Here is a 22775-nt window from a genome sequence, read left to right as displayed (position 1 = left end):
TAATAGAAATCACTACTTTTAATTACATTCTTAGCATACTAAGTAATTGTTAACCTCCAATAAATTGAATGTAAATTTTGTGTTAATATTAAGGAATTGTGTATATTTACAAAATGCATAAAAAAACACACACCGATTATTGATGTGTGTTTAAAAAAGGTATTTTAATTAATATATCATTAACCAAAGAAGTAATTAATGACATCACGACCTAAATCACCACCATTAAGCCAAGGTTCTGGTACAGGTTGATTTGTATAAACAATAGAAAATGATAATTTAGGGTTATTAGCTGGTGCATAACCAACATAAGTAGAATTCACTCGTGGTTCACCATCTTGAAATACCTCAGCTGTACCTGTTTTACCTGCTGTACGTACTTTTGTTTTGCTGAAGCTTGCATATCCTGTACCTTTCTCTTTGTTAAATGCCATATCAAATCCATTTTGAACTTGTTTAATTTCTTCGGGAGAGTTATTGATTCGGTTCAATACGCGCCCTTGTATTGTTGTTTTGATTGGTCCTAATGCATCATCTGGAGTTGCGTGTCGTATTTCTTTAGCGATATGTGGTTGAATCCTTACACCATTATTTGCGATTGTTGAAACATACTGTGATAGCTGTAAAGGTGAATACGTATCATATTGACCTATTGCTAAGTCTAAGTAATTTCCTGGATTATCTTTTAAAGGCTCGATTTGCCCAGTTACCTCATTCGGTAAATCTATTCCAGTTTTAACGCCTAAACCAACTTGATTAAGCCCTTTTCTTAATTTTTGACCGGGTAATGTAACATCATTTGGAAGCGCCATGTTATTTGAATATTCTAATCCAGCCATTTTTAAGGCAGTTTTAAACATGTATACGTTTGATGAATGCATTAAAGCTTCGCTATCTGAAATGCGAATTTGATTGTTTTTGTTAAAATAGGAGCGCTTAGTCCCACCATCTTGAAAATGTAACGGTTCATCAATCATCTCTTGACCTACTTTAATAGCATTATTTTGATAACCAGCTAGCAATGTAGCGCCTTTTACTGATGATCCAACCGCATATTGTGTTGTAAATGTGCCGATATCAAAATCTGTTAGCGCACCACTTTTATCGATTTTTTTCCCCACCATAGCTAGAATATCTCCATTACGTGGATCTTGAATCACCATCATTGCACTATCCATATCTTTAGCGCCTTCTGAGCGTAATTTAGAGATTTGTTTTTCTAAATAAGATTCTGCTTTTTTCTGCAAATTAATGTCGATAGTTAATACTAAATCATCACCACGTGCACCGTCTTTAATTACTTTTGAATCAATAACTTCACCGGATTTATCTGTTGTATATTGAATCTCTTTTTTCTCGCCACGTAACACATTTTCATATTGTCGCTCTATATAGGATTTACCGACACGATCATTACGGGAGTAGCCTTTAGATAAATAGTCATCAGTTAATTCTTTAGGTAAGCCCTCTTCAGACGTTGATACTTGTCCAAGTATACCTCTCAATGTACTTCCATATGGATATTTACGATCCCAATCCATAGTGGTATTAATACCAGGAAGATCGGAAAGTTGTTGAGAGACTGCCGCATATTCCTCATCAGATACATTATCTTTTTTTATTGTTCGAGGACTTAATGTTGTGCCTTGTGACATTTCACGATAAATGGCTAAAACTTGCATATCTTCTTTAGAGAGTTGCTTTAAATCTGTATCCGTAAGTTTATGCCTTAAAGTTTCATCATAGGCCTCCTGTGAAATATCCCCACCTTCTAGCATCGTTTGCTCTTTTTTCATAAGTGATTTTACTTTTTCAGGATATTTAATAATCCAATAATCTTTTTTATCACGTTCTGTAATGCGATCTGTTTTCATTGTAATGATCTTTGAAAGTTTTTTCGCAGTGGTTAAAATTTCTTTCTGACTCGTGTTTTTACCGCGGGTATATGTAATGGCTTTTTTCGAAGCATTATCTACAATGACATTGCCATTTCGATCTAAAATTCGACCGCGTGGAGCAGATTCATTCACTGTCACATTCTCACTTTCACGAATCATTTGATTAAAGTGTGCACCTTGGGCAATTTGTAAATAACCTAACCTTAATACTATTAAGACAAATGCTAAAATGATTACAATAAATATAAAATTGATACGATGATCCATTGTTTGGCGCATTTTTTCATCATTTGTTTTTTCTTTTAATCGTTTTAACAACACAACCTACCTCTATTCCGTCATACTACTAAAAATGATATATGAAAATGATGAATTTTGCTAATGTTTTATGAGAGATTGAAGTATGAAATTGTAAGATTAAGCAGTGAATGATTACATCCATAGAATTTAGTATAAGTTACAATCTAAATAACTGTTAAACACATTCATTGAATAAAAAAAGGTCGAGACGTGATAACATCTCGACCGTAGACCATCTTTTAATGAAGTATTTCTTTAATCAAATCGTAGTTTATTTAGCTGCAGCGTAAAATTCGTCAACTTTTTCCCAGTTAACTACATTCCAGAAAGTACTGATATAATCTGGACGTTTATTTTGATATTTCAGGTAATATGCATGTTCCCAAACATCTAGAGCGAGTATTGGTGTCTTACCTTCTGATAATGGGCTATCTTGGTTTGCTGTTGTAACAATTTCTAATTGACCATTATTTACTACAAGCCAAGCCCAGCCAGATCCAAATCGTGCTGCTGCTTTATCTGAGAATTCTTTTTTAAATGCGTCTAAAGAACCCCATTGTTCTTTAATTTTGTCAACAACTTCACCTTTTTCTTCAGATTCTGGGGATAAAAATTGCCAGAATAAAGAATGGTTAAAGTGACCGCCACCATTGTTACGAACCGCAGTCTTTTTATCCTCAGGTAATTGGTCAACATTCGCGATAAGCTCTTCAATAGATTTATCTTCTAACTCTGTACCTTTTACAGCGTCGTTTAATTTTGTTACATAAGTGTTATGATGTTTGCTATGGTGGATTTCCATAGTTTCTTTGTCAATATGTGGTTCTAATGCGTCATAACCATAAGGTAATTTTGGTAATTCAAAAGCCATAAATAATCATCCTCCTAAATTATGTTCGTTTATATTGTAGCAACTAAATGCTAGTAACAACAATGAATTTGCTTGTAAGTATGTTATTAATCAATTCGAATTAATAATACAATAACATAATAATTATTTATCAATATAGAATCCGGCAAGAATAAGAGACTTGCCTTTACCTAATATATTGACGTTTGTAATATTATTAAACATTTAACGTTTTCGCTATGTGATATTTGTTACTTAATTAGACTTAAGCGTGTTTTTATGTGATTGTAACCGAAATTGGTGTGATTGTTTTGAATATGTACGAGATGGTATTGTATAATAGGTTTAGCATTGAAAAACATGATGTTACGTGCGTTTTCAATTAAATTTAGAGTCTAAAGGAGTTTCTATTCATGTCTGAAATTACACATCGTAAAAATACACGACCTGTAAAAGTGGGTAATTTGACAATTGGTGGATCTGATGAAGTTGTTATTCAAAGTATGACCACAACTAAAACATATGACGTTGAGGCAACAGTAGCTGAAATTAAACGCTTAGAAGAAGCTGGATGCCAAATTGTACGTGTTGCTTGTCCGAATGAAGAAGATGCACACGCAATTAAAGATATTAAAGCACAAATTAATATTCCTTTAGTTGTTGACATACATTTTAACTATAAACTAGCATTGATTGCCATTGAAAATGGTGCAGATAAAATACGTATTAATCCAGGAAATATAGGTCGTCGTGAAAAAGTTGAGGCTGTTGTAGAAGCTTGTAAAGCTAAAGGCATTCCAATTCGTATTGGAGTTAATGCGGGTTCACTTGAAAAACACATATTAAAAAAATATGGTTACCCGACAGCTGATGGCATGGTTGAAAGTGCATTACATCATATTAAAATTCTAGAGGATTTAGACTTTCATGACATTATCGTTTCAATGAAAGCAAGTGATGTTAATTTAGCTATTGAAGCATATACGAAAGCCGCGAAAGCATTTGACTACCCTTTACATTTAGGTATTACCGAAAGTGGTACTTTATTCAATGGTACGGTTAAATCATCCGCTGGACTTGGTGCGATTTTAGCCTTAGGAATCGGAAATACATGTCGTATCTCTTTATCTGCGGACCCTGTTGAAGAAGTTAAAGTTGCAAAATCACTTTTAAAGGCTTTTGGTTTAGCAAGTAATGCTGCGACATTAATCGCATGCCCAACATGTGGCCGAATTGAAATAGATTTAATTTCAATTGCAAATGAAGTAGAAGACTATATTGAAAAATTACAAGTTCCTTTGAAGGTTGCCGTTCTTGGTTGTGCAGTGAACGGACCAGGTGAAGCGCGTGAGGCAGATATTGGTATTGCAGGTGCACGTGGTGAAGGACTCTTGTTTATGAAAGGTAAAACAGTCCGAAAAGTACCTGAAGAATCAATGGTAGATGAACTTAAAATGGAAATCGATAAATTAGCAACAGAATGGGAAAAAAATAAAAAAGAAGAAGCAGCAAAATCATAAAAAATGCTACCGGCTTATCGGTAGCATTTTTTATGATTTACAATTTTCACAAACGCCATAAACTTCAAGTTTATGCTTTTCAATATCAACTTCAGGCAAAGCTTTTTTTATTTCGGTCATTGGGCAATAGTCTATCACTTTAGTATCTCCACAAGAAGTACAAATAAAATGATGATGGTGGTGGGACGTACACGCAATACGAAACTTCATTTCACCATCTAATTCTGTACTTTCAATAATACCTAGTGTTTTAAAAAGGTGTAAATTTCGATAAATTGTATCGAAAGATATCCCTGGATAGTCTTTATTCATAAGTTGTTGAATATATTTTGCATTAATATACTTATCTTCTTGAATGAAAATATTGATAATATCTTTGCGCTTATCTGTGTATTTGTGCCCGTTATCCTTCAGAATTCTTATTGCTTCTTGCGTTTTCATTCAGAATCACTCCTTTACCCTTCCCTTTTGTAAACTTTTGTGCAACAAATGTTAAACCAAGTAACATGATTAATATCACTACAATCACGCCACCAGGAGAAATATCTAAATAAAATGCAGTAACTAAACCAGTTATAACAGAAAATTCCCCAATTAAAATACTGAGACCTATAAATTGCTTAAACCCTTTCGTCCATCGCATTGCAATGGCCACAGGCAAAGTGATTAAGGCACTGACAAGTAATATACCAATGACGCGCATTGAAGCTGAAATAACTAGCGCGACAATGACAATGAAAAGAAATGAAATCCATTTTGGAATCCCAATCACCTTACTATATTCTGTATCAAATGACAAAATAAATAACTCTTTATAAAACAATAAAATAAATGCAATTACAAGTATCGCAATTATTAATATAGTGATTAAATCACTATATGCCACAGCACTTATAGATCCAAACAACAATCCAACTAACTCTTGATTAAAACCATCAGCTAAAGAAATAAATATTGCACTTAAACCGATTCCAGAACTCATTAAAATTGGAATTGCTATTTCTTGATAATTGGCAAAAGAGGTTCTAAGTTTTTCAATTAACAATGCACCAATAATTGAAAATAATATCCCAGTCCAAATAGGATTCACAAATGCAAATGTAGTCGAAGCGCTAATTATAAACATTCCAAATGAAATGCCGCTCAATGTTACATGACTTAAGGCATCCGCAATTAGAGATAAGCGCCTAACAACGATAAATGTACCAATTAAAGGTGCAATGAGTCCAATTAAAATACCGCTAATAAAGCTATATCGTATAAAGTCAAAATTTAATATTGCTTCAATCATTTACAACACGCCCTATCATGTTGATGATCAACAAATTTTATTGGGTGACCATAGATTTTAGATATTTCTACCTCATCTAATGATTTAAATTCATTTGTAGTTCCATGAAAGTGTAAGTGCTTATTTAAACATGCTACCTTAGTTGCTGTATCTGCAACTACGCCAATATCATGTGTCACCAATATAATCGTGACCCCTTCTTTTTTTAGATGGTCTAATGTTTCATAAAATTCACCAACATGTTTGGCATCAATACCATTCGTAGGTTCATCTAAAATAAGAACAGATGGATTTGACACTAATGCACGTGCGATGAGAACACGTTGTTGTTGTCCGCCGGAAAGTTCTGATATATTTTTTTCTTTTAAAGTGGTTATATTTAAACGCTTAAGTACTTCATCCACTTTTTGAAGGTCATCTTTATTAAACCATTTAAATAATCTTTTCTTTCGCGTTAATCCACTTAAAATAACTTCCTTAACCGTAGCTGGAAATCCAGCAGTGACTGAGGAAGCTTTTTGAGAAACATAACTTATTTTGTCTGTAGTTAATTTTTTTTGATAAGATGCCCCGTCAACAAAAATTCCTCCATGCTGTATAGGGAGTAAACCTAATATTAATTTTAACAAAGTTGATTTACCTGCACCGTTCGGGCCTACAATAGCCAAAAATTCGCCTTTATTTATTTTAATATTTATATTTTCTAATACTTTTTTATTATCAAAATAAAAATCTATATTTTTAAGTTCAAATACAGGTTGATCCATTCTCTCACCTCAACTAAATATAATACCGTTTTATGAAAGTGATGTAAATAGTAATGTTTACGAAAATGATTTGAGGGTTAAATATCGATTTTACGATAACATAAATGTGACTCTCAAAATGAAGCCATCTTGAGAGCCTTTTATTAAAGTGTACTTAAGAAAATGTTTTATTAAGATAATAAAATGTAACCATGTACTAATGGTTTAAATCGAATATGACTATTAACAACTAAATGCCTAAGTTTGAGCCATAATGATATTTTTCATTTCTGGGTCAAATTTACTTTGTTTTAAAGCCTCAATTTCAAATTTATATGGTGGTTTTTTATTTTTCTTATCCTCACCCACATAAGGTGTTTCTAATATTTTTGGTACATTTTCAAATTGTTTATGATGGACCACGTAATTAAGTGCATCAAAACCAATATGACCAAAACCAATATTTTCATGTCTATCTTTATGTGCCGCTCTAGGGTTTTTACTATCATTTACATGAACAACTTTGATGCGGTCTACACCAATAATTTTATCAAATTCATTAAGTACACCGTCGAAATCATTAACCACATCGTAGCCTGCATCGTGGATATGACACGTGTCAAGACACACCGATAAACGCTCATTATGTGTGACTCCGTCAATAATTTGTGCTATTTCTTCAAATGATCGTCCGACCTCTGAACCTTTTCCTGCCATCGTTTCAAGTGCAATACGAACATCATTTTTATTGTTTAACACTTCATTTAAACCTTCAATAATACGCTTTATCCCAACCTCTGCGCCAGCACCAACATGACTACCTGGATGTAAAACAATATCTTTAGCACCAATTGCTTCGGTACGTTCTATTTCGTTTTGTAAAAAATTCACCCCTAATTCAAAAACTTCGGGTTTACTTGTATTTGCGATGTTAATGATGTAGGGCGCATGAACAACAATGTTCGAAAGACCGAAGTCCTTCATCGCTTTTTGTCCTGCTTCAATATTGAGTTCTTCAATCGCTTTACGGCGTGTGTTTTGTGGTGCCCCCGTATAAATCATGAATGTAGAAGCGCCGTATTTGTGCGCTTCTTCAGCAGAAGCTAGTAACATTTTTTTACCACTCATAGAAACGTGTGATCCAATTAACATTCGTATCCTACCTTTATTTTTTATTTTTACGATCAAGACGTTTTTTACGTCTACTATGTTGTCTTTTTTCTTGGCGTTTTAAATTTTCAACTTCTTGTTTAAATTTCTTTTTATAACCTGGCTTAACTTTTTTCTTATTATTACGTTTTACTTTGTTTTTCACTTGTTGAGTAATATGGTCATCTTGTTTTTGTCTTAAGCGACGTGTATTGTGTGCTTTTATTGGGCGCAACTCACCATCCTTAATATCTACATTTTCAAAATGATAACCTTTTTGTTCGATTTGTTGGATGAGGTACTCTTCATCTGGTTTATAAAGTGTAATCGCAATGCCTTTATAATTCCCTCTACCTGTACGACCTACACGATGTGTAAAGAAATCTATATCTAATGGCACATCATAATTAATAACGTGACTGACACCTTCAATATCAATTCCACGTGAAGCGAGATCACTTGCAATCACATATTGAAAGTCTAAATTACGGATACGTTTCATTTGTTGTTTACGTTCACGCGGAGATAATCCACCATGAATCATGCCAACTTGAATCCCTTTTTGATTCAATTTCTCTGCCAAATCATTTGCATTATCTCGACTATTACAGAAAATGATGCCTAAATATGGATTAATCGTATCTATTAATTCAACTGTTTTATCTAATTTTTCAGTACCACGAGTAGGAATTAAGTAAAATGTAATATTTTTTTTGTTTTTGTGTTCAGTTTTAACTTCAACAAATTCTGGATTTTGAAGATACTTATTTAAGAATGGATGTAATGATTTTGGTATTGTTGCGCTGAATACAGCCATTTTAGCCTCTTTGTCTAAACGAGAAGCAATGTGATCCACTTCTTGAATTAATCCTAAATCAATCATTAAATCTGCTTCATCTATAATTAATTGTTGTGCCAAGTGCACATGTAAAGCATTTGCTTTAGCTAAATCATTTATGCGTGTTGGGGTTCCTATAACAAGTTGTGGTTGTTGTGTTGTTTTTTGTTTATCCTTTTCAAAATCGGTTCCCCCGATAAATAGGCTTACTTTAATCCCCTTTTTATGTTCTGCTAGCTGTAGCGCAGCATGATAAAGCTGAGTAGCTAACTCTCTTGTTGGTGCTAAAATTACTGCTTGTGGTTCATGTATCTCAGCATCTAATAATTGGAAGATCGGTAATAAAAATGAATGAGACTTACCTGTTCCAGTTTGTGATTGCCCGATTAAGTTGACACGTTTTAATAATCTAGGAATGACACGTTGTTGAACGTCTGTCGGTTGTTTAAAGTTTAATTCGTCTATAGCTGCAATTAAACTTGGGTCAAAATTGAAATGACCAAATGGGTGCTTAGGCATGAATGGCCCTCCTTATTCTATCGTCCCTATATTATATAGGAATTTATCGTAAATGAAAACTACTCATCAAGAATCGCGAACCAAACTACAACTGGTGAAATAGTTCTTTAGTGCTATGCGTTCGAATAGTTTAAATTGCGCATTGAAGTTGCTATAATATGAAGTTGAAGGAGGGTACGTGTATATTATGGAAATTATTAAAATAACACCAAGGGGCTATTGTTATGGTGTAGTGGATGCAATGGTCATCGCACGCAATGCTTCTTTGGATCCGAATTTACCGCGTCCTATTTATATTCTAGGGATGATTGTGCATAATAAACATGTGACAGATGCTTTTGAATCGGATGGTATTATTACACTAGACGGACCTAATCGTCTGGATATTTTAGACCAAATTGATTCTGGGACCGTGATTTTTACAGCACATGGTGTCTCACCTGAAGTGAAACGTCGTGCTAAAGAAAAAGGGTTAACATGTATTGATGCAACATGTCCAGATGTTGAAAATACACATGCGCTCATTAGAGCTAAAAAAGCGGAAGGTTATCATATTATTTACATTGGTAAAAAAGGTCATCCTGAACCAGAAGGTGCTGTGGGCGTTGCTCCAGATGTGGTACACTTAGTTGAAACTAAAAATGATGTCGATGCCTTGCCTGAGATGTTACAAGATAAACGTTTAATTGTTACAAATCAAACGACGATGTCACAATGGGATGTATTGCATTTAATGGAAGATTTACAAGAAAAATACCCTCATATCGAACAACATAAAGAAATATGCCAAGCAACCCAAGTACGCCAAGAAGCTGTTGCTGATCAAGCAGGTGCTGCAGACTTATTAATCGTTGTTGGTGATCCTAAAAGTAATAACTCCAATAGACTTGCACAAGTGTCTAAAGACATTGCACACACAAATTCTTATCGTATTGCTGATGTTTCACAATTAAAACTTGAATGGTTAGAGGGCGTTGATACTGTTGCAGTGACGGCAGGTGCTTCTACACCTACACCAATAGTAAAAGAGGTCATTAATTTTCTAAAAGATTTTGATCCATCTAATCCTGAAACACATCATATTCAGTCGAATGTGCCAGTGGATAAAATTCTGCCTAAAATTAAAAAAGCTAAGCCTGTTAAAATTATGGATTAAAAAACATGCCACCATTTTTAATATGCACCCTAAAGTTCAATTTGACGATTAACTTTAGGGTGCATTCTTAATAAGATGACTTGTTTCAATAATACGTATAAGGATCTGTGTTCACAGTAGATGCTAATATTTTGAAAGTGCCTTCTGACTTGAGCCAATGTGACAAAAGTTTAACCAATCCTTCTTTCATAACATATTCGCTATAATGATTGATGTCGATTAAATTGATGCCAGCAATTTTAGCATCAAGTGCTTCATGGTGTTTAATATCTCCTGTAATAAAAACATCTGCACCTTTATGTTGTGCCATTGATTCAAAGCCAATACCTGAGCCCCCTACTATGGCGACATTTTCAATTAATGTATTCTTGTCACCGATATAGCGGATGCTCGGCATATTTAAAACTGTTTTTAAATGGGTAACAAACGTAGACACGGTGTACGATTGATTTAATTGACCAATGACACCAAGTCCTTGGTTAATGTTTTTTTCTAAAGGAATAAAATCGTAAACAGGTGTTTCATATGGATGATATTTTTCTATTAAATGTTCTGTCAAGTTGCGTTGATGGGTTTCAATCATAAATTCGATTTTTAGTTCTTCAACATTTTCAAGTTGATGTAGGTGACCTATCGTAGGATTTGCGTCACCAGTTGGTTTAAATTGTCCAATTCCAGTTGAATTGAAAAACGCATATTCATAATTCCCTTCTTTAGCAATGCCTGCTTCGCTTAACGCATTTTTAAAGCGTTCTCCCGCTTCTTTAGGAATGAAAACTTGTACTTTAAAATATGTTTTGCTGTTGACATTTAAAAGCGCTGGTGTCTTGATGCCGATGCGTTCAGCAAGCATAGCATTCACACCTTGTGGATGAACATCCAGATTTGTATGCAACGCGATTAAATTGATGTTGTTCTTTATTAATGCATACAAAATAGCTCCGTAGCCTTCATTCTCAACGATAGTTTTTACACCTTTAAAAATAAGAGGATGATGGGCTATTATCGTATTACATTGTTGATTAATTGCTTCGTTCACAACATCAATTGTGCAATCTAACGCCGTTAAAATACCATGAACTTCATTTTCTGAATTTCCAATTAATAAGCCAACGTTATCCCATGATTCTGCAGAGTTAAATGGTACATGATGATTAAGTGTTTGAAGTAATGCTTTAATTTTCATTATTTAACACCTCTTTAATTACGGTTTCTTGGTGAATAATATCTTCGTATCGTTCTACGTGTTTATCTGGATTCAATTGTTTCTTTATATCTGACAATGCATCTAATTCTCTTTGCCATTTTTCTTTAAATAAGTCACCATGTTCTGGATGTAAAAAGGGACCGAATTTAAAGTCCAAAGCTGATAAATGCATCTCACCACGCTCGGCAACAATGATTTCATAAATGTGTGCGCGTTCTTTAATTAATGTTTCTGCAATAATTTTATAGCCATTCTGCTGTAGGAAGCGTCTAATAGGTTCTGATTGAATATTTGATTGGAGTACTAGTCGCGGAAAGTTGGGTATATGATGCAATCCATTTTCTAATATACGTGTGATTAATGGGCCACCCATCCCGCATATTGTGACAGTATCAACACAATCCGCTTCTTCTAGAATTGTCAATCCATCACCAAGTCTCACATCAATTTTCGATGTTAAACCGTTCACAGCTACACTTTTTTTGGCTGCAGTAAAAGGTCCCTTTATAACTTCACCTGCTATTGCTGATTGAATTAATCCATTTTGTAGTGCATAAATTGGTAAATACGCGTGGTCAGATCCTATGTCAGCAAGTTTTTTCCCTTTGATATATTCACTCACTTTTAGTAGTCGTCGATTAATCGGAATCATGATGGTGTGCTCCTTTTATATAAAAATAAGGGAGTACAAACAGTTCATCATATGTTTGACCATAGTGATACGACTGATTGCTCCCTTTAAAAATGCGTATAGAAATGATTAACGCATTAAATTTAGTCCATAAAATCTTTGAGTCTTTTACTGCGACTAGGATGTCTTAATTTACGCAGTGCTTTAGCCTCAATCTGACGGATACGTTCACGTGTAACACCGAAAACTTTACCGACTTCTTCTAATGTACGTGTTCGACCATCATCAAGACCGAAGCGTAAACGTAAAACATTTTCTTCACGGTCTGTTAAAGTGTCTAACACATCTTCTAACTGTTCTTTAAGTAATTCATAAGCCGCATGGTCTGATGGACTTTGTGCTTCTTGATCTTCAATGAAATCACCTAAATGACTGTCATCTTCCTCACCAATTGGCGTTTCCAATGATACAGGTTCCTGTGCAATTTTTAGTATTTCACGAACTTTTTCCGGTGGTAAATCCATTTCTTCACCAATTTCTTCTGGTGCTGGATCACGCCCTAAATCTTGTAATAATTGACGTTGAACACGAATTAGTTTATTGATTGTTTCGACCATGTGTACTGGAATACGTATAGTACGTGCTTGGTCAGCAATCGCACGCGTAATTGCTTGCCTAATCCACCATGTTGCATATGTTGAGAATTTAAAACCTTTGCTGAAATCAAATTTTTCAACGGCTTTAATAAGGCCCATATTTCCTTCTTGGATAAGGTCTAAGAAAAGCATTCCTCGACCCACGTACCGTTTAGCGATACTAACAACAAGACGTAAGTTGGCTTCAGCTAATCGTGCTTTTGCTACCTCGTCTCCTTGTTCAATTCTTTTTGCAAGTTCGATTTCTTCTTGCGCGCTTAATAAATCGACACGTCCAATTTCTTTCAAATACATACGAACCGGATCATTAATTTTGACTCCTGGAGGCGCACTTAAATCGCTAGGGTTTAATTTATCATCGGTATCAGAACTATCTTTTTCATTGACAAGTTGAATATCATTATCGTTAATCATGTCAAAAAATTCATCCATTTGATCTGAATCCATGTCAAAATTTTGCAATTTATCTGCAACTTCTTCATGGCTAAGGTGACCTTCTTTTTTCCCTTTTTCAATTAACTGTTTTTTAACATCCTCTAGTGTTAGAGTCGGATCGATAGTCTCTTTTTTAATTACTTTTACCTGATTATCTGACATACAAAGGCCTCCCGATTTTAATCTTGACGCTTCAATCTATTTCTATTTTTATTAACTATCATTTCTAAATAATATTTTTGAGATGCAACATCTTTATTACGTGTGGCTTCACGTAATTTTTCATGAAGTGTATCTATCGAATCTGAATAGCGATGTTCTGTCATCACACGAATATAATCATCAATCTCATTCTCATACGGTTCTCGATTAAGCGGATAGTCTACTAAATATATCAACGCTTCTTTAATTTCATGTTGATGAATATAGGTGATGCATTCACTTATTTCAAATTGTTCATGCTTAGAATAAAAGTCTCGTAAAATATTAAATATACGTTTAAAATACTCATTTGTAAAGTCGGTTTCTTCAATATTTTTATGAAAACTTAGAAAAACATCTTTATCATTTATAAAATGCTTTAAAATTGCGCGTTCAGCAACGGCATATTTATTTAACCGTACTGTTTGTTTTTGAGGCGCAGGATGTGTCATACGCTGTGTTTGTGTTTCCGGAGAAATCTTATCTACTTCATTATTTAGACTATCTGGCGAAACTTTAAACAAGCTTGATGCATCTTGTAACACTTTTTTTCTAATGATATTAGAAGTGATTTTAGAGGCATCGTTGACAAACATTTTATAAAATTTTTCATAAGCTAAATCATTATTTTCAATTTGTGCTTTGTTTTGCAATAATTTAAACAGTACGAACGCTTTTTTTTCGGTATTAACAAAGTCTAAAAACTTATCTTTACCGTATTTTTCAATATATTCATCCGGGTCCATACTTTGTGGTAATTGAACAACATAGCAATTAATCTTTTGGTCTAACAACATTTGCCCAGTTTTTAAAGCAGCTTGAACCCCAGCGAAATCGCCATCAAACAATAAAGTCACATTGTTGCATAATTTTCTTAAAAATTGCATATGATCTTCAGAAATTTGAGTTCCCATACTGGCAACAACATGATGTAAACCTGCTTCATCGGCTTTAATGACATCCATAAAACCTTCAAGAATAATCGTTTCATCATAGGAACGAATGTGTTTACGTGCACGATCTAAATTATATAATAATTTTCGTTTTTGGAAGATTGGAGACTCGGGACTATTTAAATATTTCGGTTCCTGATTTTTATAAGTTCGTCCTGAATACCCTACAATTCGACCTTGCGCATTTGCTAGTGGAAACATGATTCTATCTCTAAAACGATCAAAATAAGTAAAATCATTTTCATTTCTTGATAAAATCCCTGCTTCATAACCTAAATGTAAATCATATCCTTTTTTCTCAAAAAAATCAGTTGCAAAATGCGATGAGTCCGGTGATAAACCAATTTTGCGGTCAATGATTACTTGGTCAGTAAATCCACGTGAATATAAATACTTTAATGCATCTTCTCCTTCAACGGTTTTCATTAATATATAATGATAATAGTCCAATAAAGTTTCATGCATTTGAATCATTTGTAAATCATTTGAAGCAATCTGATGAGATGTATCATTGGTCTGAATATCGACTTGAATATTAATACGATCCCCTAATTTTTTTACCGCTTCAGTAAAGGTTACATTCTCGATCTCTTGAATAAATTGAAAGATATTCCCACCTTTTTTACAACCGAAACAATGACAAATTTGTTTGTCTTCAGACACAGTAAATGAAGGTGTTTTTTCATCATGGAAAGGGCATAAGCCAATATAATTGCGGCCTCTTTTTTCGAGTTTGACATATTCACTAACGACATCTAATATGTCTGTATTCTGTTTGATTTGATCAATGGTTGATTGTGGAATTCTCAAATTTATCACCTTTATTGATTGTTGGATTCCTGCGAAAAAATTGAATGAGTTTCAATATTATACTTACTTTTGATTTGAAAAGAAATTATTATGCTCAATAATTTGTATAATATTATTTGCTGTTTCTTCTATTGCTTTATTTGAAACATCTAAAACTGGACAACCTATGCGCTCAACGATTTTATTGAAATAGTCTAATTCTTCTTCGATACGTGTATCTGTAGCATATCGTGCTGAGTCAGAAAGTCCGAGTTGTTTTAATCTTTCCTTCCGAATAGCATTTAGTTTTTCAGATGTGATTTTTAAAGCAATACATTTTTTGGGGTCGATTTCAAATAACATTTCTGGTGGGTTTACTTCAGGCACAATTGGCACATTCATGACTTTATAACGCTTATGTGCAAGATATTGTGAAATTGGTGTTTTAGAGGTACGAGAAACTCCTATAAGGACAATATCTGCTTTTGGAAGTCCTTTTGGATCTTTGCCATCATCATATTTTACAGCAAATTCCATCGCTTCAATTTTTTTAAAGTAATCTTCGTCAAGTTTATGCACGATACCAGGTTCGTTAATTGGTTGTTGTTGGAATGTCGCTTCCATCATACTCATGATAGGTCCCATAATGTCGACTGATTTTAAATGGTTTTCCTTAATTAAATCTGCCATGTACGCTCTAATATCAGGGCGCACGAGAGTATAAATAATCATAGAATTATTTTCTTTTGCCATTTGAATGATTTCATCTATGTTTTGTTTCGTCTCTATATATGGGTAGCGAATAATGTCGGCTGTACTTTCAACGTTTTTAAATTGAGAAATACAAGCTTTGGCAACGAGTTCTGCTGTTTCGCCTACTGAGTCTGAGGCAATAATAATTTTCACTTTCGTCATGTGTCATTAGCCCTCCTATTGATCGAATAAAGAAACGAAAAGTTTAGTTATTGTAGTTTTAGAAATACGGCCTGTTACAGCATACTTTCCATCATCTTTTGGTTTAACGATTGGAATGGAATCTATTTCTTTAGAAATCATTTGACGTGCTGCATATAAAAGTAGGTCATCTTCTTCTAAAAGAACAATGTTTGGCATTCTTGTCATTATAATATGTACAGGAATGTTATGAATATCTTGTCCAGCCATCGATGCACGTAGTAAATCCTTTCGAGAACATACTCCAACCAAATCATTATCATCATTTACAATAAAAAGTGTCCCTACATCTTCTATGAAAATAGCGCAGATTGCGTCATAAACTGTGACATCACTTTTCAAAATAACAGGATGTGATTGGTAATCCTTAACAATATAATGCTTGAGTTGTTCAGTAAGTAATTGTGAGCTTGATTTACCAGAGTAAAAATAGCCTACACGAGGTCGAGCTTCTAGGTATCCAGCCATCGTTAAAATAGCAAGATCAGGTCTTAAAGTTGCGCGCGTCAGATTAAGTTGTTCAGCAATTTTTTCACCAGTTATAGGTCCTGAATTTTTTACGATATCAACAATGTGTTCTTGACGTTTACTCAGTTCTATAATGATCTCTGCTTATTTAAAACCCAATGGTTATGCTAATTAAATAGCAGAAATGCCTCCTTTAAGATACTAGCATCATATTTATTTTCATATGCAACGTTTGATTTGATGAAGTATTCAAATCAGTATGTTTTTCATACGACTTTCATAAAAACATTCATTTACCATTATAACGGTTTATCTACGTGTAGACAATTATGATTTTGCTTGCGCTTCTGATTAGATTACTTTAAACTTATAGTTAAAGCGAGTTAAGGATGGTGAAAGCTTAACATTACAAATGGCCTATATATACACATGTGAATAAAAGTGAGTGGACACACTAATTTGGGTGGAACCGCGGATTAATACATTAATTCGTCCCAAGGCAAAGTTATTTCTTTGGCTTGGGACTTTTTATATTTTTTAAGGAGTGTTAAATAATGGAAAAAAATATGGATAAAATTGTGCAACTTGCAAAACATAGAGGTTTTGTATTTCCTGGTAGTGAAATTTATGGTGGATTAGCAAATACTTGGGATTATGGTCCATTAGGTGTGGAATTAAAAAATAATGTAAAAAAAGCTTGGTGGAAAAAGTTCATCACACAATCTCCATATAATGTAGGTTTAGATGCTGCGATACTTATGAACCCAAAAACTTGGGAAGCGTCTGGTCACTTGTGCAATTTTAATGACCCTATGATTGATAACAAAGACAGTAAAATCCGTTATCGTGCAGATAAAATTATAGAAGATTATATGCATAACGTTAAAGGTGACGAAAACTTTATTGCTGATGGTTTAAGTTTTGAAGAAATGAAACGTATCATTGATGAAGAAGGCATCACTTGCCCAGTGAGCGGTACCGCTAATTGGACAGATATTCGTCAATTTAATTTAATGTTTAAAACATTCCAAGGTGTAACTGAAGATTCAACAAATGAAATCTTTTTACGTCCTGAAACAGCACAGGGTATTTTCGTAAATTATAAAAATGTACAGCGCTCTATGCGTAAAAAATTACCATTTGGTATAGGTCAAGTTGGTAAATCTTTCCGTAATGAAATTACGCCAGGTAACTTTATTTTCCGTACTCGTGAATTTGAACAAATGGAATTAGAGTTCTTCTGTAAGCCAGGAACTGAGATTGAGTGGCAATCATATTGGAAAGACTACGCTGCAAAATGGCTGACTGATTTGGGGCTTCATAAAGAAAATACACGTTTACGTGACCATGATGAAGATGAATTATCCCATTACTCAAATGCAACGACTGATATTGAATACAAATTCCCATTTGGTTGGGGTGAACTTTGGGGTATTGCGAGTCGTACAGATTTTGACTTAAAGCAACACAGTGAACATTCAGGAGAAGATTTTAAATATCACGATCCAGAAACAAACGAAAAATATATACCATATTGTATCGAACCTTCACTAGGTGCTGACCGTGTGACACTTGCATTTTTGTGCGATGCATATGAAGAAGAAGGTGTAGAAGGAAGTAAAGATGCACGTACTGTTTTACATTTCCACCCTGCGCTCGCACCTTATAAAGCAGCCGTATTACCATTGAGTAAAAAATTGTCCCAAGAAGCGTTAAAAGTATACGAGCTCTTAAGTGAAGACTTTGTTGTAGATTTCGATGAATCACAATCTATCGGTAAACGCTACCGCCGCCAAGATGAAATCGGCACTCCATATTGTATTACTTTTGATTTTGATTCCTTAGAAGATAATCAAGTAACGGTACGTGACCGTGATACGATGGAACAAGTACGTATGTCAATCAACGACCTCAAAGCATTTTTAGCAGAAAAAGTTAAATTTTAAATCAAGCATTTTGTTATATAAGTAAGTCTAAACTTTCGATTAATAAATCTAATTTTTAAAAGCCAATACCATTCATTATTAAATGTTTGGTGTTGGTTTTTTATATGAGTATTTTAATGTACTAGTAACCTTCAATATGTATACATTTATAGGTAAACGTCTGACTCTCCCATTTGTTTTGATAAGAACACAAAAAAGACGCCCTTAATTTAAAGGCGTCACTAAAATAATAGTACATTAATTTGAGTTATTAAATATATTTGCTTCACTACGCTTTAATTGATTTATAAGACGTTGGCTTTTGAAATATAAACCAAGATATTCTTTATAAATCATTAATATGAACGTTGACATTTCTTCTATAATATCTTGGTGAATACGCATTTCATTAATTTGATCGAGCTTCAAGTGTTGTAACGCATGTGTTATATAAATGGTTTTATTAGATAAAGGTAACGCATGTGGGTCTTGATACATCGCATTCTTTGATAGTATGCCGTTAAATGTAAAGCTATATGCTGTGAAATGCTCAATTTGCTTCGATTGCGTAACGACACATTTGTCTAACTGGAGTGTAATACCATGACGAGGTAAACATTTTAACATGACGATATTTGCGATTAATTGTGGAGAAACACCGAGATTTATGCGATCAATCGCAAATGTGAGTAGATGATACATTTGTTTGCTTATTTCATCATGATCCATAGACCGTTCAATAATTTCTAGACAAAGGCTAGCATAACTATTGGCCAATAAATCTATCCTTAAATTATAGTTTGAATCAAGTACATCTACAGACGTTAAAGTTCCCATACCTCGAAATTTATTATAAATAAACAACGCTTTTACAAATGGTTGAGTGTTTGCTTGAAAGCCAGATTTGACTTTTTTTGCACGTCTAACCATGAGAGGGATTTTTGAACCGTGCTCATTCAAAATTGTAATAATACGGTCTGATTCACCGTAATCAATAGATTTAATGATGATTCCAATTTGTTTAACGAGCATGCAACTCCCCCTAGAATCTGTTATTCATCTTCAACATAACCCATTTGTTTAATGAAATTAGATTTATTTCTCCAGTCTTTTTGAACTTTAACCCATAAATCTAAATACACTTTTGATCCAAGCAAATGTTCAATATCTTTTCTTGCACGCTGACCGATGACTTTTAATTTTTTTCCACCTTTACCAATCACAATCCCTTTTTGAGAATCACGTTCAACATAGATTGTTGCCTCGATATGCACACGGTCTTCTGCCTCTTGAACCATGCGTTCTACATTGACACCAATGGAATGTGGTATTTCTTCGGTAGTGGTTTCAAGGATTTTTTCACGAATCAACTCACTTACGACAAATTGTTCAGGGTGATCTGAAATTTGTCCATCTGGATAGTACTGTGGTCCTTCAGGTAAATATGATTTTAAAACTTGAATAAAGTGATCAACGTTTAAGCCCTCTAAAGCTGAAATCGGTATAATTTCGGTAAATTCCATATACTTTTGATATGCTTCAATTTTAGGCATCAATGCATCAGGGTGCACTAAATCAATTTTGTTTAAAACAAGGAAGACAGGTGTTTTGACATTTTTGAGCATTTCCATGATATATTCATCACCACGACCGATGTCTTCATTAACATTTACCATAAACATAACTGCATCAATTTCTGACAATGTATTTTTGGCAACCTTCATCATATAGTCACCGAGTTTATGCTTAGGTTTATGAATACCGGGTGTATCAAGGAAAATAATTTGAGCATCATTAGTTGTCATGACACCTTGAATTTTATTACGTGTTGTTTGAGCTTTGTCAGACATTATTGCAATTTTATGTCCAATCACACGGTTTACAAATGTAGATTTCCCAACATTCGGTCGCCCGATAATTGTTACGAAACCAGATTTATATTGTGTCATATTATGTTAAATCCTTTCCAGAGAATCCAAGTGGGAGTAATTCGTGCACTGTAAGCATTTTCATCTCCCCTGTTTGGTTTGTCATATAAACCGGCATATCGTCATCGCATAATTCTTTTAGTACTTGGCGACATGTCCCACAAGGTGAAGACACCTCTGGACTGTCAACTGTAATTGTAATCGATTCAAAATCACCTGGTTTATAGCCTTGGCTAATCGCAGCAAAAAGTGCTGACCTTTCAGCACAACATGTAGATGGGTAGGCCGCATTTTCTACATTGGCGCCATAAAAAGATTGTCCATCCTTTGTAATTAAATAAGCACCTACTTTAAAGTTACTGTATGGTGCATAAGCACGTTGTTGCGCTTTTCTAACTTCTTTAAAATGTTTTTCTGTATAACTCATAGTATCACGCCCTTATAAAATTTTAGGGATAAAAATAATTAACCCTATAATTACTGCAAAAAAAGATGCGAGCAAGACCGCAAATGCTGCAATATCTTTTGCATGTTTCGCCCAAATATGATATTCAACTGTAGTTAAATCTACAGCATATTCAATCGCAGTATTTAATGCTTCAGTAATGAGAACACTAAAAATAGCGATGCATAAAAACATCCATTCAATAGAGTTTAAGTTAAATAATAAAGCAATACTTAATACAACTATTGCAATACATAAATGAATTAAAAAATTTTTATCTTTTTTTAATAATGTGATGGCGCCGATGAATGCAGGTTTAAACCGTTTAATCATACGTCTCTCGAAAGACCGTACCCGTTTAAAATGTCATCTTGTCGTTGAAACATTTTTTGCTCATCGGCTTCGTTCATATGATCGTAACCTAGTAAATGTAAAAATCCATGTAATGCCAAAAATCCAAGTTCTCGCTCAAAAGAATGATTGTATTGTTCTGCTTGCGCTTTTGCAACATCCATACAAATAATAATATCCCCTAGCACTCTAGGCATTTCCATGCCTTCAAATACAGTTTCATCTTCCTCGAAAGCAAAGGATATAACGTCGGTTACTTTATCTTTGTTTCGGTAATCACGGTTGATTTCTTTGATTTCATCTTTATCTACAAAAGTTACTGATAGTTCAGCATCATCGGTAATGTTTTCTTGATTTTTTGCAAATGTTAATAATGATTCAATATGTTGATACCAGTCGTCATGAACTTTGCCTGTATGATCATTAAAATCAATCGTAAACATTAATTGTCCTCCTCATAGCGTGTGATAATTCGTCCTACTAGTGGGTGGCGGACAACATCCGTGTGGTCTAAATATTGAAAACTCAGGCCTTTGATAGATTTTAGACGTGTCTCAGCCTCTATGAGACCACTTTTCACACCCTTAGGCAAATCAACTTGCGTTTTATCTCCAGTCACAACCATTTTAGAACCAAACCCTAAACGCGTTAAAAACATTTTCATTTGTGCATGCGTCGTATTTTGTGCCTCATCTAATATTACGAACGCATCTTCAAGTGTACGACCACGCATATATGCGAGAGGTGCAATTTCTATAACCCCTCTTTCAATGAGTCGTTCAGTTGCCTCTACACCTAATACTGTATTCAAACCATCATATAGTGGACGTAAGTATGGATCTACCTTCTCTTTTAAATCACCGGGTAAAAATCCTAAAGACTCACCCGCTTCAACAGCAGGTCGCGTTAAAACGATTCGTTTAACTTGACCCATGCGTAACGCTTTAGCAGCGACAACCACGGCTAAAAAGGTTTTTCCTGTACCAGCCGGTCCAATACCAAAAACTAAATCATTATTTTTAATGGCGTGAATATACATTCGTTGTCCCATTGTTTTGGCTCTAATGATTTTACCATGCGCATCTCTAGCAATTTCTTCTTCGTAAAGATCGATGAGTTGATCAATCGTATGATTATGAGCCATTTTAACTGCGGCTTGGACGTCCTTAACAGTTATGGTTGCACCTTGCTCGATCACTTTTAAAAGGTTTTTTAATACGGATTCAGCTTTTGTCACTTCATCGATGCGTTGCCCCTGTACGGCTACTTCTTGCCCTCTAGCGTGAATGACAACATCGAAGGCATCCTCTATAAGGTGGATATACTCATCATTATTACCAAATAGGGCTTGTGCTTGATGAATGTCATCGATTTGAATCATTTCAGGCATATACTAACTCCTTTACAAAATAATGTATGATTAATGTACCAAACATGTCAAAATGCTTACAAAGAAAAACCCAACATGTTTGTTTCTATTATATCATGACGTAATACGATTAAGTCATCTATTTATGACTGGATATTGAAGAATTATATATTGTTTTATTGATGATTTATGTTAT

At 34.2% G+C, this 22775-nt stretch carries 22 protein-coding genes; 3 read left to right on the top strand and 19 right to left on the bottom strand.

All coding sequences use genetic code 11. The features are described 5' to 3' along the window. Window positions 1-179 precede the first annotated feature (179 nt). Both SHYC_RS06590 and SHYC_RS06585 read right to left on the bottom strand, forming a co-directional pair. Window positions 180-2216: a peptidoglycan D,D-transpeptidase FtsI family protein gene (locus tag SHYC_RS06590; protein WP_039647634.1), complete on the bottom strand. Its 2037-nt coding sequence runs from the start codon at window positions 2214-2216 to the stop codon at window positions 180-182. Window positions 2217-2469: 253 nt separating this feature from the next. Next, window positions 2470-3069 (bottom strand): superoxide dismutase, encoded by a 600-nt coding sequence (locus SHYC_RS06585; protein WP_039645554.1) that lies wholly within the window; start codon window positions 3067-3069, stop codon window positions 2470-2472. A 392-nt stretch (window positions 3070-3461) separates the two neighbouring features. Here SHYC_RS06585 and ispG point away from each other — a divergent pair, with 392 nt between their 5' ends. After that, a complete protein-coding gene (gene ispG, locus SHYC_RS06580; RefSeq protein ID WP_039645551.1) occupies window positions 3462-4568 on the top strand; it encodes a flavodoxin-dependent (E)-4-hydroxy-3-methylbut-2-enyl-diphosphate synthase in 1107 nt (368 codons plus the stop codon). Window positions 4569-4598: 30 nt separating this feature from the next. On the opposite strand, the gene SHYC_RS06575 is transcribed toward ispG, so the two are convergent. From SHYC_RS06575 to SHYC_RS06555, 5 genes are all read right to left on the bottom strand, one after another. Further along, window positions 4599-5009, bottom strand: a complete 411-nt coding sequence (locus SHYC_RS06575) for a Fur family transcriptional regulator (protein ID WP_039645549.1) — start codon at window positions 5007-5009, stop codon at window positions 4599-4601. Further along, window positions 4972-5859 (bottom strand): metal ABC transporter permease, encoded by an 888-nt coding sequence (locus SHYC_RS06570; RefSeq protein ID WP_039645547.1) that lies wholly within the window; start codon window positions 5857-5859, stop codon window positions 4972-4974. The genes SHYC_RS06575 and SHYC_RS06570 overlap by 38 nt, the downstream gene beginning before the upstream one ends. After that, entirely contained in the window at window positions 5856-6626 is a 771-nt protein-coding gene (locus tag SHYC_RS06565; RefSeq protein WP_039645545.1) for a metal ABC transporter ATP-binding protein, read from the bottom strand. Before SHYC_RS06565 ends, SHYC_RS06570 begins: the two co-directional genes overlap by 4 nt. 237 nt (window positions 6627-6863) lie before the next feature. Next, complete coding sequence (locus SHYC_RS06560) at window positions 6864-7757, bottom strand: deoxyribonuclease IV (RefSeq protein ID WP_039645542.1); 894 nt, start codon at window positions 7755-7757, stop codon at window positions 6864-6866. A gap of 13 nt (window positions 7758-7770) precedes the next feature. Next, on the bottom strand, window positions 7771-9111 hold the full coding sequence (locus SHYC_RS06555; protein ID WP_039645540.1) for a DEAD/DEAH box helicase: 1341 nt from the start codon (window positions 9109-9111) through the stop codon (window positions 7771-7773). A 187-nt stretch (window positions 9112-9298) separates the two neighbouring features. Between SHYC_RS06555 and SHYC_RS06550 the strand changes: the two genes are divergently transcribed. Then, window positions 9299-10267 (top strand): 4-hydroxy-3-methylbut-2-enyl diphosphate reductase, encoded by a 969-nt coding sequence (locus tag SHYC_RS06550; protein ID WP_039645538.1) that lies wholly within the window; start codon window positions 9299-9301, stop codon window positions 10265-10267. Between the two features lie 85 nt (window positions 10268-10352). Here the strand turns inward: SHYC_RS06550 and SHYC_RS06545 are convergent, their stop codons facing one another. From SHYC_RS06545 to SHYC_RS06520, 6 genes are all read right to left on the bottom strand, one after another. Continuing rightward, window positions 10353-11453, bottom strand: a complete 1101-nt coding sequence (locus SHYC_RS06545) for a Nif3-like dinuclear metal center hexameric protein (RefSeq protein ID WP_039645537.1) — start codon at window positions 11451-11453, stop codon at window positions 10353-10355. Further along, window positions 11443-12126 carry a tRNA (adenine(22)-N(1))-methyltransferase gene (locus tag SHYC_RS06540; protein WP_039645535.1) on the bottom strand — a complete coding sequence of 228 codons (684 nt, stop codon included), beginning with the start codon at window positions 12124-12126 and terminating at the stop codon, window positions 11443-11445. Before SHYC_RS06540 ends, SHYC_RS06545 begins: the two co-directional genes overlap by 11 nt. Window positions 12127-12248: 122 nt before the next feature. Then, the gene (rpoD, locus tag SHYC_RS06535; protein ID WP_037565382.1) at window positions 12249-13358 is read right to left on the bottom strand and encodes an RNA polymerase sigma factor RpoD; all 1110 of its coding nucleotides are present in this window, start codon (window positions 13356-13358) and stop codon (window positions 12249-12251) included. A 17-nt stretch (window positions 13359-13375) separates the two neighbouring features. After that, window positions 13376-15160, bottom strand: coding sequence for a DNA primase (gene dnaG / locus SHYC_RS06530; protein WP_039645533.1), 1785 nt, complete (start codon window positions 15158-15160; stop codon window positions 13376-13378). 63 nt (window positions 15161-15223) lie between these two features. Beyond that, window positions 15224-16054, bottom strand: a complete 831-nt coding sequence (locus SHYC_RS06525) for a pyruvate, water dikinase regulatory protein (protein ID WP_039645531.1) — start codon at window positions 16052-16054, stop codon at window positions 15224-15226. Between the two features lie 15 nt (window positions 16055-16069). Further along, complete coding sequence (locus SHYC_RS06520; protein ID WP_107633010.1) at window positions 16070-16693, bottom strand: transcriptional regulator CcpN; 624 nt, start codon at window positions 16691-16693, stop codon at window positions 16070-16072. A 422-nt stretch (window positions 16694-17115) separates the two neighbouring features. Between SHYC_RS06520 and SHYC_RS06515 the strand changes: the two genes are divergently transcribed. Next, window positions 17116-18507: a glycine--tRNA ligase gene (locus SHYC_RS06515; protein ID WP_039645527.1), complete on the top strand. Its 1392-nt coding sequence runs from the start codon at window positions 17116-17118 to the stop codon at window positions 18505-18507. 237 nt (window positions 18508-18744) lie between these two features. On the opposite strand, the gene recO is transcribed toward SHYC_RS06515, so the two are convergent. From recO to SHYC_RS06485, 6 genes are read right to left on the bottom strand one after another with little or no spacing between them, the layout of a single operon-like run. Beyond that, entirely contained in the window at window positions 18745-19518 is a 774-nt protein-coding gene (gene recO / locus SHYC_RS06510; RefSeq protein ID WP_039645525.1) for a DNA repair protein RecO, read from the bottom strand. A 20-nt stretch (window positions 19519-19538) separates the two neighbouring features. Further along, window positions 19539-20435 (bottom strand): GTPase Era, encoded by an 897-nt coding sequence (gene era, locus SHYC_RS06505; protein WP_039645523.1) that lies wholly within the window; start codon window positions 20433-20435, stop codon window positions 19539-19541. Between the two features lies 1 nt (window position 20436). Beyond that, window positions 20437-20841 (bottom strand): cytidine deaminase, encoded by a 405-nt coding sequence (gene cdd / locus SHYC_RS06500; protein ID WP_039645521.1) that lies wholly within the window; start codon window positions 20839-20841, stop codon window positions 20437-20439. A gap of 12 nt (window positions 20842-20853) precedes the next feature. After that, a complete protein-coding gene (locus SHYC_RS06495; protein WP_039645519.1) occupies window positions 20854-21192 on the bottom strand; it encodes a diacylglycerol kinase family protein in 339 nt (112 codons plus the stop codon). After that, a complete protein-coding gene (ybeY, locus tag SHYC_RS06490; RefSeq protein ID WP_039645517.1) occupies window positions 21189-21653 on the bottom strand; it encodes an rRNA maturation RNase YbeY in 465 nt (154 codons plus the stop codon). Before ybeY ends, SHYC_RS06495 begins: the two co-directional genes overlap by 4 nt. After that, window positions 21653-22600 (bottom strand): PhoH family protein, encoded by a 948-nt coding sequence (locus tag SHYC_RS06485; RefSeq protein WP_039645514.1) that lies wholly within the window; start codon window positions 22598-22600, stop codon window positions 21653-21655. Before SHYC_RS06485 ends, ybeY begins: the two co-directional genes overlap by 1 nt. Window positions 22601-22775 lie beyond the last annotated feature (175 nt).

This window comes from Staphylococcus hyicus, assembly GCF_000816085.1.
In the GTDB taxonomy this organism is placed as follows: Bacteria; Bacillota; Bacilli; order Staphylococcales; family Staphylococcaceae; genus Staphylococcus; species Staphylococcus hyicus.
This window is presented reverse-complemented; position numbering and strand designations above follow the sequence as displayed.